Origin of the sequence: Leekyejoonella antrihumi (genome assembly GCF_007845645.1) — a bacterium.
Taxonomy (GTDB): Bacteria; Actinomycetota; Actinomycetes; order Actinomycetales; family Dermatophilaceae; genus Leekyejoonella; species Leekyejoonella antrihumi.
Map to the genome: position 1 here is coordinate 25,821 of NZ_VCQV01000021.1, position 14,132 is coordinate 39,952.

A 14,132-nucleotide genomic window follows, 5' to 3' on the forward strand; every position below is an offset into this window, starting at 1 on the left:
AGCGTGGCGCGCCCGCCGGCAGGTCAGAGCCCCGCCTACTCGTTGATCCCGGTCTGCTCGACGCCCGCGATGATCCAGCGCTGGAGGAACAGGAACATCAGCAGCAACGGGATCATCGACACGATCGCCGCCATGAACATTCCATGCAGGTTCACCGACTGCGCTGTGACATACGTGGACAGGACGATCTGCACGGTCCAGGAGGACTGGTCCTGGCCGATGACCAGTGGCCACAGGAACGCGTTCCAGCTGCCGATGAAGGTGATCGTGCCGATGGCCGCCACGAACGCCCACGAGTTCGGCACCACGATCAGCCAGAACGTCCGCCACACCCCCGCTCCGTCGATCTGAGCAGCCTCCTCCAGCTCGCGCGGGAAGCCGAGGAAGAACTGCCTGAAGAGGAAGGTGGCCAGCGCCTGGAAGATCCCGGGAATGATCAGGCCACGCAGCGTCGAGACCCAGCCCAGGGACGAGACCATCACGAAGGAGGGCACGAAGGTGACCGCGGCGGGGATCAGCAGGGTCGCCAGCACCAGGTAGAACACGGCGTTCGCGTACCGCACCGTGCTGCGCGCCAGACCGTATCCCGCCATCCCCGAGATGACCAGGACCGCGACGGTCTGGGTGACCGAGATGACCAGTGAGTTGATCAGGCCTCTGGCGAGGGGCACCGACGGGTCGTCGAAGGCCTGCTTCAGGTTGCCCCACGCGGGGTGCGCCGGAAACCAGGTCCAGCCGTCGATGCGGGTGATCTGCGTCTCGGTGGACAGTGCGTTGCGCAGCAGCAGGTAGAACGGCACGAGGAACAGCAGCACGAGCACGAGCAGCACCGCATATCGCAGCGCCCGGCCGCCCTTGATCGGGTGTCGGCCGGCTCGGGACACGGTGGCGCTGCCCATCACGCGTCCTTGCGTCCGAGGCCGGTGAGCTTCCCCTGCACCAGCGCGAAGACCGCGATGATCAGGGTCAGGATGACCGCGCCTGCGCCGCCGTGGCCGAAGTCCTGCACGCTGCCGAGCGCCGTGTAGAAGAGATAGACCAGTGGCGGGCGCGCGTAGGGCGGATAGCCGCCCGGCGTCACCATGATGTTGTAGAACTCGTCGAATGCCTGGAACGCATTGACCAGCAGCAGCATCAGGACCGCGGTGGAGGTGGCGCGCAGCATGGGGAACGTGATGTGCCGGAACGACTTCCACCCGACTGCTCCGTCGATCGCCGCGGCCTCGTAGAGATGCCGCGGAATCCGCGCGAGCGCAGCCAGGAAGAGTACCATGAAGAATCCGACCTGCAGCCACAGCCGCACCGTGACGATGACCAGCCAGTACCACGGCGGGTGGACCACCGACAGCCAGGCGATCGGTGCGTGGCCGAACCAGCCGAGCACCGTGTTGATCAGCCCGGAGCTCACACCGGAGAACATCGAGTCGCGCCAGATCATCGAGGCGACCACGTAGGAGCAGGCAGTGGGCAAGAAGAAGACCGAGCGGAAGAAGCTCCGGAACCGCTGCACGCTGCCCACGAGCACCGCCAGCCCGAGAGATGTCACGAAGGTGATGGGCACGATGAACGCCGCGAAGACGACGAACGTGAGCAGGCTCGACCGGAATGCCGGATCGCTCAGCATGTCCCGGTAGTTGGCCAACCCGACGAAGTGCGTCGGGGTCACCGTGTTGTGCGCATCGAAGAAGCTCAACCAGACGCTCCAGGCGATCGGGACCACGATGAAGACCAGCAACCCGATGAAGAACGGGCCGACGAAGACCCAGAACCACAGGTGCGGGCTCTGCGTCCAGCGGCGCCGTGGCACAGCGATATCGCCCGCCATGGACTTCGCGCCCCCGCTCAGGAGACCGTGAAACGCTGAAGCTCGCTCTCGACGGTGCCCTGGACACCGGTCAGCGTCGATCTGGGGTCCGCGCCGGCCCGGATGATCTTGTCGACGGCGTCATTGAATGCCGACGACGACGTCGGCGTCCACATCAGGGGCGTCTGCGGGTGGCCGTAGGAGTCGAGGTAGCGGGCGGCCTTCGCGGCCTCCCCGGTCTTGAGCTTGCTCGCCCGGGCGATCAGGCTCTTGCGGGCCGGCACGTGGAAGCCGTAGCTCTGGGCGAAGTCCAACTGGTCGGAGGTCTGATCCACCCAGAGCCACTTGGCGAAGTCCTTCGCGGCGGTCACATCATGGGCCCGTGCGCTCACACACGACGCGTAGGCGCCGACCGGTACCGACGGCGGGCCGCCCTTGATGCCGGGGAACGGCAGCACCCCGAAGTCGTCACCGAGTGCCTTCTGCACCTGGGGAAGGACCCACAGGCCGGTCCACTGGATCGCGGTGAGGCCCTGAATGAACGCGCTCGGGTCCGACCAGTCGGCGGGCGCACCGAGCAGCAGGTGCCCCGACGTGAACAGGGCGTGCAGTTGGCTCAATGCACCGATGACCTCGGCATTGTTGAAGTCCGGTTTGTCCTGCGCCGACAGGTAGTCGTGTCCGCTGGACCACAGCACCGGGCCCCCCACGACGCCCGCACCGCCATCATTGCCGAGGAAGAGACCCTTCACCTTGCCGACCGTCAGCTTCTTGGCGGCGCTCAGCAGCTCGTCCAGGGTCTTGGGTGGCTGCACCCCGGCCTTCTTCAGCATGCTCTTGCGGTAGAGGAACAGCTGCATGTCGACGACCTGCGGGATCCCGTAGAGCGTGCCCTGGTAAGTCATCCGGTCCAGCAGCGACGAGGTGAAGTCGGATCTCGCCGTCCCGAGCAGATCCGTGACGTCAACCACCTGCTTGCCGGTGATCATGTCGATGGTCGGCCCGTTGCCGTATTCGAAGACGTCCGGGCCCGAGGACGTGAGCAGCGCCGCTGCAGCCTTCTGGTCGTAGTTGCCGGGGATCCACTGGACGGACACCTTGGCCTTCTTGTAGGCGGCGGCGTAGCGCTCGACCGCCTGCTGGGTGCCCGTCTCGCCGTACTGGTGGTACCACTGCGAGATCGTCCCGGCGCTGCTGCTGCCGCTCGCACTGCGACCGGTGTTGCCGCCGCATGCGGCCAACGCCGCCGCGGCAACTCCTGCACCGCCAAGACCCAGCACCTGACGGCGGGTCGGTCGCACCGATGGGATCGGACGCTGGGCCATGATGAGCCTCCTCCAAGAAACAACACGTCTGCGCAGCGTAGGTGGCCCGGCGGTGCCACGGTGGGATCTGGCCCGTACCGCCGTGGTTGTGTCCTGTCGATGGCAGCGACGCCACGACCGCTCGGTCAGACGAGGCAGGAGGGTCCGAGCAATGCCTTCAGGTCACCGAACAGTGCCGGAGACGCGGTGACGCGCAGGGTGTCATCGAGCCGCACCGTGACGATGCGGCCGGGTTGGGTGAGCTTCAGGTGCACCTCGGTGGCTCCCGGATGCTCGCCCAGTACGCCACGCAGCCTGGTCGCCAGGCCGTTGTTGGCGCGAGCCAGGGGCATGCTGAGGACGACGGGGCCACGCACGTCTGCCTTGAACTCGGGCAGCGTCAGCTCGAGCGCGGACAGCTGGACGCTGTCGTCTCGAGCCATCACCCGGCCCTTCACCACGCAGACGACGTCCTGGCTCAGCATGGTGGAGACCGTGAGATACATCTTGGAGAAGAACATCACCTCGACGGACCCTTCCAGGTCCTCGATGGTGGCGATGGCCCACAGCTCGCCCCGCTTGTTGCGCTTGAGCTGCAGTCCGGTGATCAGGCCGGCAATCGTGACTACCGCACCGTCCTTCGGGCCGTCCTCACCGTGCAGCCGTGCGACGGAGACATCCGCGTACTGCGCCAGGATGTGCTCGATGCCGAACAACGGGTGGTCGGAGACGTAGAGCCCGAGCATGTCGCGCTCGAAAGCCAGCTTGGTCTGCTTGTCCCACTCCAGCTCCGGGATGGCCGGCAGCGCCGCCAGCTCGATGCCTGCCTCGTCACCGAACCCGGCGAACAGCGAATCCTGGCCCTGCTCCTTCTTCTTGGCCTCCTCCGACAGGGAGTCCACATAGGTCTCGTGCACGTGCACCAGACCTTGCCGCGGGTGTCCCAGGTCGTCGAATGCCCCCGCCTTGACAAGTGACTCGACGGTGCGCTTGTTGCAGACCGAGGAGCCCCCCTTGCGCAGGAAGTCCTCGAACGAGGTGAACTTGCCCTCCCGCTCCCGGGCCTGCACGATCGCATCGACGACGTTGCTGCCCACGTTGCGGACCGCGCCGAGGCCGAAGCGGATGTCCTCGCCGATCGCGGTGAAGTCGTCCTGCGACTCGTTGACGTCCGGCGGCAGCACCTTGATGCCCAGTTTGCGGGTGTCCGCGAGGTAGATCGCCAACTTGTCCTTGGAGTCCTCCACGGATGTGAGGAGCGCGGCGCCGTACTCGGCCGGGTAGTTCGCCTTGAGGTAGGCGGTCCACACCGAGACCAGGCCGTACCCGGCAGTGTGCGACTTGTTGAAGGCGTACTGGCCGAAGGGGAGCATCGTCTCCCACATCTTGTCGGCCGCACCCTTCGAGAACCCGTTCGTCGCCATACCCTCCTTGAAGGCCGGCTCGAGCTCGTCGAGGATCTCCTTCTTCTTCTTACCCATGGCCTTGCGCAGCGTGTCCGCTCCGCCCAGCGTGAACCCGGCGAGCTGGCGGGCGATCGCCATCAGCTGCTCCTGGTAGACGAGCAGGTGATACGTGGTGCCGAGGATCGGCTCCAGGGCCTCCTTGAGCTCGGGGTGGATCGGCGTGAGGTCCTGACGGCCGTTCTTGCGTTCCGCGTAGTTGATGTGCGCGTTGGCCGCCATGGGGCCTGGGCGGTAGAGCGCGAGCACGGCGGCAATGTCCTCGAACCGGGTCGGCCGCATCAGCTTGAGCAGATTGCGCATCGGGCCGCCGTCGAGCTGGAACACGCCAAGGGTGTCGCCGCGCGCCATGAGCTCGTAGGTCTTGGGGTCGTCCAGCGGGATCGTCTGGGTCGAGATGTCGACGCCGCGGTTGGCCTTGATGAGCTTGATCGCGTGGTCGAGGATGCCGAGGTTGCGCAACCCCAGGAAGTCCATCTTGATCAGGCCCATGGCCTCGCACTGCGGGTAGGCGAAGCCAGCGATGATCATGCCGTCCTTGTCGCGGCGATGCATCGGCAGCACGTCGAGCAGCGGCTCGGACGACAGGATGAATGCGCAGGCGTGCACGCCGGTGCCGCGGGTCAGCCCCTCGAGGCCGAGCCCGGTGTCGACCACCTTCTTGACGTCGGGCTCCTGCTCGTACAGCGACCGGAAGTCCACCCCCTCGCTGTAGCGCTCGTGCTCCGGGTTGAACAGCTGCTTCAGCGGCACGCCCTTGCCCATGACGTCCGGGGGCATGGCCTTGGTGATCCGCTCACCGAGGCTGAACGGGTAGCCCAGGATGCGGTTCGCGTCCTTGACCGCGGCCTTCGCCTTGATCGTGCCGAACGTGTTGACCTGCGCGGTGTACTCGTCGCCGTACTTGTCGGTGACGTAGTCGATGATCTTGTCACGCTGCCGGTCGTCGAAGTCGAGATCGATATCCGGCGGGCTGATCCGCTCGGGGTTGAGGAACCGCTCGAAGAGCAGGTCGTGCTCGATCGGGTCCAGCTCGGTGATCCTGGTGAGGTAGGCGACGATGGAACCGGTGGCCGACCCACGGCCCGGACCGACGGACACCCCCACTTCACGGGCATGCTGGCAGATGTCGGCAACGACCAGGAAGTAGGACGAGAAGCCCATCGGTTCGATGATCTTCATCTCGGTCTCGATCCGGTCGAGGACCTCCTGGCTCGGCGAACCGTCGTAGCGCGAGCGGAGACCCTCCTGGATCTTCTCCCGCAGGAAGCTCTCCGGCGTGTGACCCTGCGGGACATCGAACTTGGGCATCCGGTCGACCTCGGCGAAGACGTCGTCGTAGTCCCCGATCATCTCCGCGACCCGGATCGTGTTGTCGCACGCCTCCGGGAGCTCCCGGAAGAGCTCGCGCATCTCCTGGGCGGACTTGATGTAGTAGCCGGACCCGTTGAATCGGAAGCGGTTCGGGTCGTCCTTGTTCTTGCCCACCCCGATGCACAGCAGGTTGTCGTGGGCGTCCGCCTGGTCCTGCGTGACGTAGTGACTGTCGTTCGTGGCCAGCAACGGGATGTGCAGATCCCGGGCGATCCGCAGCAGGTTCTCCCGCACGGTGCGCTCGATGTCCAGGCCGTGGTCCATCAGCTCCAGGAAGTAGTTCTCCTTGCCGAAGATGTCCTGGTATGCCGCGGCCGCCGCGAGCGCCTCGTCGTACTGCCCGAGACGCAACCGCGTCTGTACCTCTCCCGACGGGCACCCGGTGGTCGCAATGATGCCCCTGCCGTGCTGCGCCAGCAGCTCCCGGTCCATCCGCGGCTTCATGTAGTAGCCCTCGAAGCTGGCGAGCGACGAGAGCCGGAACAGGTTGCGCAGCCCCTCGGCGTTCTGCGCCCACATCGTCATGTGGGTGTATCGACCACCGCCCGAGACGTCCTTGCCGCCTTCACCATCGACGATGCTGCCGCGACCGCGGTCGGGGGCCCAGAAGACCTGCTTGCGTCGCTTGCGGCCATCGGGCTCCGGCGCGACATACGCCTCGATGCCGATGATCGGCTTGACCGACGACTTGCTCGCCCGCTGGAAGAACTCATAGGCACCGAACATGTTGCCGTGATCGGACATCGCCACGGCCGACATGCCGAGCCGCTCCACCTCGGTGAACAAGGCACCGTTCTTCGCGGCACCGTCGAGCATGGAGTACTCGGTGTGCACGTGCAGATGGACGAAGTTGTTGTCCTTGCCCGCGCTGCCGGTGGGCTGGGAGGGCTCCTGGGTTACGTTCGACATCGCCTGTGAGTCTAAGCCCGACCGGTGACAGCGTGCGCCCGGCCAAGCCCTCCCGGGTCAGAGCTCGCGCACGCGCTCCAGGGCGACCTGCAGGTCCGCGGGATAGTCGCTGCGGTAGGTCACCCACTCGCCCGATCCGGGATGCGTGAAGCCGAGCTCGACGGCGTGCAACCACTGCCGCACCAGACCGAGCCGCTTGGCCACGCTGGGGTCGGAGCCGTACAGCGGGTCACCGACGCACGGATGGTGCAGCGCGCAGAAGTGCACCCGGATCTGGTGGGTCCTGCCGGTCTCCAGGTGAATAGTGAGCAAGGAGGTCGAGCGGAAAGCTTCCAGCAGCTCGTAGTGGGTGACACTGGGGCGACCGTCCTTGGTCACGGCGAACTTGTAGTCGTGACCTGGGTGTCGCCCGATCGGCGCCTCGATCGTCCCGACGATGGGGTCGGGCAGGCCATGCACCAGGGCGTGATAGGTCTTGTCGACGGTGCGGTCACGAAAGGCCTGTTTGAGAACCGTGTAGGCGCGCTCGCTCTTCGCGACCACCATCAGTCCGCTGGTGCCGACATCCAGGCGCTGCACGATGCCCTGGCGTTCGGGTGCGCCGGACGTCGAGATGCGGTAGCCGGCGCCGGCGAGGCCGCTGACGACGTCGGGCCCGTTCCAGCCCACACTGGGGTGCGCGGCGACCCCGGCGGGCTTGTCGACGACAACCAGCTCCGAGTCCTCATGCATCACCCGCAGACCCTCGACCAGCGCCGGTCTGACCTCGGCAACGCGCGGACCGACGCGTTCGGGCATCTGCACCTCGAGCCACTGACCGGCACTCACCCGATCGGACTTGCGCGCCGCGACGTGGTCGATGGTCACCGCTCCCGCACCGGCCAGCTCGGCAGCCCGAGTCCGGGAGAATCCGAGCAGTCGGGCAATCGCCGCATCGACCCGCTCTCCCTCGAGCCCGCCGGGAATTGCCAGAGCCTTGACGTCACTCATCGTCGGGCCCGTCCGCACCACGGGACACGAGGGACTGACGCGTGCCGTCGAGACCGATACCAAGCAGCGCGAGCAACGCAATGAGGCAGGCCGCCGTCACGACACACATGTCGGCCACGTTGAAGATCGGCCAGTGCGGCAGCTCGAGGAAGTCGACGACATGGCCGCGTCCGCCGCCCGGCGCGCGGAAGAACCTGTCGGTGAGGTTGCCCAGCGCGCCGCCGATCAGGAGGCCGAGGGCGCAGGCCCACGGCCTACTGTGCAACCGGCGCGCGACGACGATGGTCGCGATGATCACCGCCGACGCAATGATGGTCAGCACCCAGGTCGCATTCGTGGCGATCGAGAACGCCGCGCCCGCATTGCGGGTCAGATGAAGGCGCAGCACCGACCCGATCAGGTTCTTGGGCCGCATCGGGTCGAGGCTGGATGCTGCCCACGCCTTCGTCAGCTGGTCCGCCACATAGCCGACCGTGGCGATGATCACCAGGAGCAGGATGGGCCGACGGGTGCTCGGCTCCGACCGCTCGGTGTCCTCGGGAGGGGGTCCGCCGCTCAGTGTCGTTCCTGCTTTTGTTTGCAGGTCAGGCACAACGTCGCTCGAGGAAACGCCTGCAGCCGCATCTTGCCGATGGGGTTGCCGCAGTTTTCGCACGTGCCGTAGGTCCCGTCCTCTATCCGCTCGAGCGCATGCTTCGACTGAAGAAGCAGATCACGCGAGTTCTGGGCGAGCGTGAACTCATGCTCACGCTCGAAAGTCTTGGTGCCGACATCCGCCTGGTCATCACCGGCACCATCACCACTATCGGTCATCAGACCCAGAATGTCCGACTCGATTCCGGTCAGCTCCGAGGTGAGCCTGGTCACGTCCTGCTCCAGCTCGTCGCGCACGGTCCCCAGCTCCTTGGCGGTCCAGGGAGACTCGTCCTCGCGGACCACCAGCTGATCCGCCCCGTCCGTGCCGCGCCGGGGGGCCGCAGTCTTCTTGCGTGTCGTGCTCACTTTGCCTGCCGCTGCCTTCGTCGTCGTGGCGGTGGCGACCTTCTTGGCCGCCCGTTCAACCTTCTTGGATGCGGCCCGCTTCGTCGCTGCCCCGCGAGACGCCGTGGCCTTCTTGCCCGATGTGCTGGCGGCTGGCTTTTTCTTGGCAGGCATCAGGTCCCTCCTCGCACATCCGACCGTCAGCGACGGTGCATCGCCTCACGGGGAACTCCTCGTGACTGGCTGAGGATATGGGACTCGGGCTGTGGAAACAATGTGAACCGCCAGATCACTTTCAACGGGATGTTACCGAGTGGGCCGGTCCATGCGACGCCCGGTCAGAGCGCCCCACGAACCGGCCCGGCGACGGCCCGCCCGAATCAGCCCTGCTGCGGCTTCGCCGGACCGTTGGCGGGGTCGATCGCCATCTGGTCGAGCTGCTGCAGCTGGCCCTGGATGTAGCCCTTGAGCTTGGTGCGGTAGTCCCTTTCGAAGGCCCGCAGCTGCTCAATGTCCTTCGTGATCTTGTCTCGCTCGGCGTTCAGCTCACCCAGAACCTTGGTCTTGCGGTCCTCGGCGTCCTTGACCATGGTCGTGGACTTGTCATTGGCATTCTTGACCAGCTCGTCATGCCTGCTCTGGCCCCTGCCGACGAGCTCGTCGTGCCGGCTTTGGCCATCGCTCATCAGCTGGTCGCGCTTGGCGTTCGCCTCACCGACCACCTTCTCGTGGTGCGCCTTCGCTTCGGCGATGAGCCGGTCACGGGTGGTCTCGCCTTCCTTGACATGCTCATCGTGCAGACGCTGAGCCAGCTCGATGACACCGGCCGCGCCGGCGCCACCTGCGACGGCCCCGCCCGCGGCAACGGCAGCGGTCCCTGCGTGGGATCCCCCGTCGCCAGCGGTCTTGCCGGCCGCACTGGCCCGCTCCGCCGCTGCCTTCTGCTCCTGCTCGGCCTTGGCGATCTGCGCCTGAAGCTCCTGCAGGCGTGCCTGGGCCTGCTTGGTCTGGCTCTCGACCTCGCCCTGCTCCTGCTTGGCCGCGGCAAGCTGCTCCTGAGTCGCCGACAACTCCTTGCTGCTGGCTCCCTTGTCGGCGGCGGCACCCACCGGCGCCACCGCCGGCACGCTCGCCGCACTCGCGCCGGAACCCGAGGCCTTCGAGTCGGCTTCGGCGCGACCGGGGAGTCCCTTGGAACGCCGACAGTCTTCGAGCTTGCCGGTCAGGTCCTCGTTCTCGGCGTTCAGCCGGCGTAGCTCTACGACAATCTCGTCAAGAAAATCATCCACCTGGATCTCGTCGTAGCCACTACGACCGAATCCCTTGGGCTTGGTGAACTCCCTCTTCACTACGTCTTCAGGCATCAACGCCATCTGTTCACCTCAGGTGCACATAGTTGTCGTAGAGCGCTCACACTGGAGTTCAGCGGGGCGGCACTGCCGACAGTCGGATAAAGGTCGCTGCTCACTTTAGAATATTGAGCAGCAAAGAGACAGCCAGCAGCAGGACAAGGAACCCTACGTCGATGCCGACGCTGCCGATCCGGAGCGGCGGAATGACCCGTCGCAGCAGTTTGAGTGGTGGGTCCGTGACGGTGTACACGACCTCCGCAACCACGAGAACCGGGCCCTTGGGCTTCCACTCCCGGGCAAAAACCTGCACCCAGTCAAGAACCAGCCGCCCGATCAGCACGACAAAGAAGAGATAGAGCACCAACGAGACGATCGCCAGGACGCCAGACATGTATCAATTGTGGGGCACTACACAGCGGCTTTGTCCACCGGCCTCGGACCCAACAGCAATCAGCTCTGGTTGAACAGGCCGCGGCCCGTCCCACGCTTCGCGTCCGCCCCGCTGGTGGCGACCTCGACCCCAGCCGGTGACAGCAAAAAGACCTTGCTGGTGACACGCTCGATCGTGCCGTGCAGACCGAAGACCAGACCGGCAGCGAAGTCCACCAGACGCTTGGCGTCGTTGTCATCCATGTCCGACAGGTTCATGATGACCGGCACACCGTCTCGGAAGCTCTCGCCGATCTCCTTGGCCTCGTTGTAGGTCCTCGGGTGAATCGTGTTGATGCGGCTCATGGCCCCCGCCTCGTGAGTTGACACGGCATGTGTGACAGGACCCTTGTGCAGCTGGGTCACCGGCGCGGGCTCGCGGTCGACATCGTCCTCGGCGTAACCGGTGTCGCGCCCAGTGCCGTAGCCGCCGTGCTGCCCGTCGTAGGTGGTGTTGTCGTCGTCGTAACCGTCGTCGTAACTGTCGACCTCGGCCAGGCCCAGGTACTCCATTGTCTTGCGCAGCGTGCCAGCCATGTGTCGAGCTCCTTGCAGTGCGGCCTTTGCGGGGCCGTGCACGTCCTTGTCGTGGGTCGTCGTCGACGCTACCGCTGCGGAGGCCTGGAACCGAGGATTGCGCTTCCGACACGCAGGTGTGTCGCGCCCGCGAGCACGGCATCCTCGAGGTCACCACTCATGCCGGCCGAGATCCATGTGGCGAGAGGATGATTGACACGGACCTCGTTGGCGATGCGGCGGAGCCGCTCGAACGCCTCGCGGGCGTTCCCGCCGAGCGGGGCTACTGCCATGACGCCCTGCAGCCTCAGGTGCTCGGCTCGGCCCGCTGCTGCCGCGAGGTCGGACAGCTCAGCCGGGGCTGCGCCACCGCGGCCGGTGTCATCGCCGGCCAGGTCGACCTGCAGGAGCACCGTGCACTCGCGGCCCGCGGCCGCTGCAGCGCGGTCCAGGGCTCGAACGACCTTGGTTCTGTCGACCGACTGCACGACATCGGCGTACCCGACGACGTGCGCCGCCTTGTTGGACTGGAGCTGACCGATGAAGTGCACTGTCAGGTCGCGGCGCGCGGCGCTCGGCAGCTCGGCGATCTTCGCCGACGCCTCCTGGTGCCGGTTCTCGCCGATGTCGGTCACTCCCAGTGCATGTAGTCGCAGCACGTCGGCGGCCGGGAAGAACTTCGTCACCACGATGAGCCGCACCTCCTCGCGCGTCCGGCCGGCCTGCTCACACGCCGCGGCGATACGCTCCTCGACGCGCTGCAGCCCGTGCGCGAGCGCCCTCGTGCGATCGTCGTCAGGCACGTGCCGTCCTCAGCACGATGACACCGGCCTGCCGCCCGGCTTGCTGGTCCTCCCGGTAGGAGAACAGGTCGTGCGACTCCCGGGTGCACCCGGGCACCCAGGTGACCTCGACGCCGCGTTCGTGCAGCTGCTGAACGACCCCCGCCGCCACGTCGATCGCCGGCGTGCCGGTCCAGCTGACTGCACGCGCGGACGGCGACACCTGCTGCGCTGCGTCCCGCATCTGCGCCGGCACCTCGTAGCAGCGGCCGCACACCGACGGCCCGACGGCGGCGACCAGCCTCCGACCACCGAGCTGCCTCATCCGGTCGATCGCGACGTTCACGATCCGGCCGGTCATTCCCGGCCGCCCGGCGTGGACTGCGGCCACCACGCCGGCGTCGACGTCCGCGAGGAGCACCGGGGTGCAGTCCGCCACCAGCACGACCAGCGCGAGGTCCACGGACGTGGTGACCGTGCCGTCACAGGCCCCCGGGTCCGGCATGGCCGACGTCACGATCTGCACGTCCCGGCCATGCACCTGGTTCATCAGCACCAGTCGCTCGCGTGGAACACCGATCGCGGTCGCCAGTCGGCCACGGTTCTCCTCGACCAGCACCGGATCGTCCCCGACGTTGCCGCCGAGGTTCAAGCTGGTCATCGCCCCGCTGCTGACTCCACCCAGGCGGTCCGTGAACACGCGATCGACGCGCAGGCCACCGGTTCCGGTCAGGTGGTCCTGCCACCAGAGCATCGAGGCCTACTTCAGGAAGTCGGGCACGTCCAGGTCGTCCTCGCCGTCGTCGACGGGGACCTCGCGCGGCGGGCGCACGGTCGGCTCCTGTCGCACCTGGCCCGGCGCTGCGGCCGGGCGTCCACCGGCGGCGTCGGGGTCGCGCTGTGCGCCCTGCCCGCCACCGGGCTGGGCCGTCGTAGGACGAGGCCCGCGGTCGGCGCTGGGCCCACCCTGCTGACCACTGCCCTGCTGACCCGCCTGGGGCTGCTGCGCCGGCGCCTGCCGACCCGCCTGGAGCGCTGCTGCGGGCGCGCCTGCGCCCTGACCGCCGTTGCCGGACGGTTGCTGCTGGGCCCCGTTGCCACCTGCGGTGGACGGCCTGCCCTGGATCTGGCCGAGGGCGCGGTCGTCGGTGCGCTTCTGCGGCGTCCCACTGTCGAACCCGGCGGCGATGACCGTCACGCGGACCTCGTCTCCGAGGGCGTCGTCGATCACGGCACCGAAGATGATGTTGGCCTCCGGGTGCGCCGCCTCCTGGACCAGTCGAGCCGCCTCATTGATCTCGAAGAGCCCGAGATCGCTGCCGCCCTGGACCGACAGCAGCACCCCCTGCGCGCCGTCGATCGTCGCCTCCAGCAACGGAGAGTTGATCGCGAACTCCGCTGCCTGCACGGCCCGGTCCTCGCCACGCGCCGAGCCGATGCCCATGAGAGCCGAACCGGCCCCCTGCATGACCGACTTCACGTCGGCGAAGTCGAGGTTGATCAGGCCGGGGGTCGTGATCAGGTCGGTGATGCCCTGGACACCGGAGAGGAGCACCTGGTCGGCGCTGCGGAAGGCGTCGAGCATGGACACGTTGCGGTCGCTGATCGACAGCAGTCGGTCGTTCGGGATCACGATCAGCGTGTCAACCTCCTCGCGCAGGCCGTTGATGCCCAGGTCGGCCTGGTTCGCCCGGCGCCTTCCCTCGAAGGTGAAGGGGCGCGTCACCACGCCGATCGTCAGCGCGCCTAGACTCTTGGCGATCTTGGCGACGACGGGTGCGCCGCCGGTCCCGGTGCCACCACCCTCGCCCGCCGTGACGAACACCATGTCTGCGCCCTTGAGGACGTCCTCGATGTCCTCGGCGTGGTCTTCGGCCGCCTTCTTGCCGACCGCCGGGTCCGCGCCGGCGCCAAGCCCCCGGGTCAGGTCACGACCGACCTCAAGTTTCACATCAGCGTCACACATGAGCAGCGCCTGGGCGTCGGTGTTGATGGCGATGAACTCGACACCCTTGAGACCGACCTCGATCATCCGGTTGATGGCGTTGACACCACCACCGCCGATACCGACGACCTTGATGACGGCGAGGTAGTTTTGCGGACTTGCCACGAGAATGGGGCCTTTCCAGCGAAGTGAACTAATCAGACATCGGCTCTGCTTGACCCGATCGCTCCTCAGCATGATCGCATCGGCGCGGCGGCGCGAACCGACACACCGCAATCGTGCG

At 66.8% G+C, this 14,132-nt stretch carries 13 protein-coding genes; all 13 read right to left on the reverse strand.

Going from position 1 to position 14,132, the window contains the following annotated elements:
- Positions 1-35 precede the first annotated feature (35 nt).
- The 13 genes from FGL98_RS14680 to ftsZ all read right to left on the reverse strand — a co-directional run bounded on the left by FGL98_RS14680 (position 36) and on the right by ftsZ (position 14,014).
- On the reverse strand, positions 36-899 hold the full coding sequence (locus FGL98_RS14680; protein WP_146317739.1) for a carbohydrate ABC transporter permease: 864 nt from the start codon (positions 897-899) through the stop codon (positions 36-38).
- Positions 899-1,825, reverse strand: a complete 927-nt coding sequence (locus FGL98_RS14685; RefSeq protein WP_146317741.1) for a carbohydrate ABC transporter permease — start codon at positions 1,823-1,825, stop codon at positions 899-901. Before FGL98_RS14685 ends, FGL98_RS14680 begins: the two co-directional genes overlap by 1 nt.
- Before the next feature lie 17 nt (positions 1,826-1,842).
- Complete coding sequence (locus tag FGL98_RS14690; RefSeq protein ID WP_146317743.1) at positions 1,843-3,129, reverse strand: ABC transporter substrate-binding protein; 1,287 nt, start codon at positions 3,127-3,129, stop codon at positions 1,843-1,845.
- Between the two features lie 125 nt (positions 3,130-3,254).
- On the reverse strand, positions 3,255-6,854 hold the full coding sequence (gene dnaE, locus FGL98_RS14695) for a DNA polymerase III subunit alpha (RefSeq protein ID WP_146317745.1): 3,600 nt from the start codon (positions 6,852-6,854) through the stop codon (positions 3,255-3,257).
- Between the two features lie 57 nt (positions 6,855-6,911).
- A complete protein-coding gene (locus tag FGL98_RS14700) occupies positions 6,912-7,844 on the reverse strand; it encodes an RluA family pseudouridine synthase (RefSeq protein ID WP_146317747.1) in 933 nt (310 codons plus the stop codon).
- A complete protein-coding gene (lspA, locus tag FGL98_RS14705; protein WP_246136562.1) occupies positions 7,837-8,331 on the reverse strand; it encodes a signal peptidase II in 495 nt (164 codons plus the stop codon). Before lspA ends, FGL98_RS14700 begins: the two co-directional genes overlap by 8 nt.
- Positions 8,332-8,399: 68 nt before the next feature.
- A complete protein-coding gene (locus tag FGL98_RS14710; RefSeq protein ID WP_146317749.1) occupies positions 8,400-8,999 on the reverse strand; it encodes a TraR/DksA family transcriptional regulator in 600 nt (199 codons plus the stop codon).
- 206 nt (positions 9,000-9,205) lie between these two features.
- Positions 9,206-10,189, reverse strand: a complete 984-nt coding sequence (locus tag FGL98_RS14715) for a DivIVA domain-containing protein (RefSeq protein ID WP_186526184.1) — start codon at positions 10,187-10,189, stop codon at positions 9,206-9,208.
- A gap of 100 nt (positions 10,190-10,289) precedes the next feature.
- Positions 10,290-10,568, reverse strand: coding sequence for a YggT family protein (locus tag FGL98_RS14720; RefSeq protein ID WP_146317753.1), 279 nt, complete (start codon positions 10,566-10,568; stop codon positions 10,290-10,292).
- A 59-nt stretch (positions 10,569-10,627) separates the two neighbouring features.
- Positions 10,628-11,143 carry a cell division protein SepF gene (locus tag FGL98_RS14725; protein ID WP_146317756.1) on the reverse strand — a complete coding sequence of 172 codons (516 nt, stop codon included), beginning with the start codon at positions 11,141-11,143 and terminating at the stop codon, positions 10,628-10,630.
- A gap of 68 nt (positions 11,144-11,211) precedes the next feature.
- Positions 11,212-11,925, reverse strand: a complete 714-nt coding sequence (locus FGL98_RS14730; protein ID WP_146317758.1) for a YggS family pyridoxal phosphate-dependent enzyme — start codon at positions 11,923-11,925, stop codon at positions 11,212-11,214.
- Positions 11,918-12,658: a peptidoglycan editing factor PgeF gene (pgeF, locus tag FGL98_RS14735; protein WP_146317760.1), complete on the reverse strand. Its 741-nt coding sequence runs from the start codon at positions 12,656-12,658 to the stop codon at positions 11,918-11,920. The genes FGL98_RS14730 and pgeF overlap by 8 nt, the downstream gene beginning before the upstream one ends.
- A 6-nt stretch (positions 12,659-12,664) precedes the next feature.
- Entirely contained in the window at positions 12,665-14,014 is a 1,350-nt protein-coding gene (gene ftsZ / locus FGL98_RS14740; protein WP_146317762.1) for a cell division protein FtsZ, read from the reverse strand.
- Positions 14,015-14,132: the final 118 nt, after the last annotated feature.

Coding starts and splice junctions, on each gene's coding strand:
- FGL98_RS14725 (WP_146317756.1), bottom strand. CDS start 11,143: ATGGCTGGCACGCTGCGCAAGACAATGGAGTACCTGGGCCTGGCCGAG.
- FGL98_RS14690 (WP_146317743.1), bottom strand. CDS start 3,129: ATGGCCCAGCGTCCGATCCCATCGGTGCGACCGACCCGCCGTCAGGTG.
- dnaE (WP_146317745.1), bottom strand. CDS start 6,854: ATGTCGAACGTAACCCAGGAGCCCTCCCAGCCCACCGGCAGCGCGGGC.
- FGL98_RS14685 (WP_146317741.1), bottom strand. CDS start 1,825: ATGGCGGGCGATATCGCTGTGCCACGGCGCCGCTGGACGCAGAGCCCG.
- FGL98_RS14710 (WP_146317749.1), bottom strand. CDS start 8,999: ATGCCTGCCAAGAAAAAGCCAGCCGCCAGCACATCGGGCAAGAAGGCC.
- FGL98_RS14715 (WP_186526184.1), bottom strand. CDS start 10,189: ATGCCTGAAGACGTAGTGAAGAGGGAGTTCACCAAGCCCAAGGGATTC.
- FGL98_RS14720 (WP_146317753.1), bottom strand. CDS start 10,568: ATGTCTGGCGTCCTGGCGATCGTCTCGTTGGTGCTCTATCTCTTCTTT.
- FGL98_RS14700 (WP_146317747.1), bottom strand. CDS start 7,844: ATGAGTGACGTCAAGGCTCTGGCAATTCCCGGCGGGCTCGAGGGAGAG.
- FGL98_RS14680 (WP_146317739.1), bottom strand. CDS start 899: ATGGGCAGCGCCACCGTGTCCCGAGCCGGCCGACACCCGATCAAGGGC.
- pgeF (WP_146317760.1), bottom strand. CDS start 12,658: ATGCTCTGGTGGCAGGACCACCTGACCGGAACCGGTGGCCTGCGCGTC.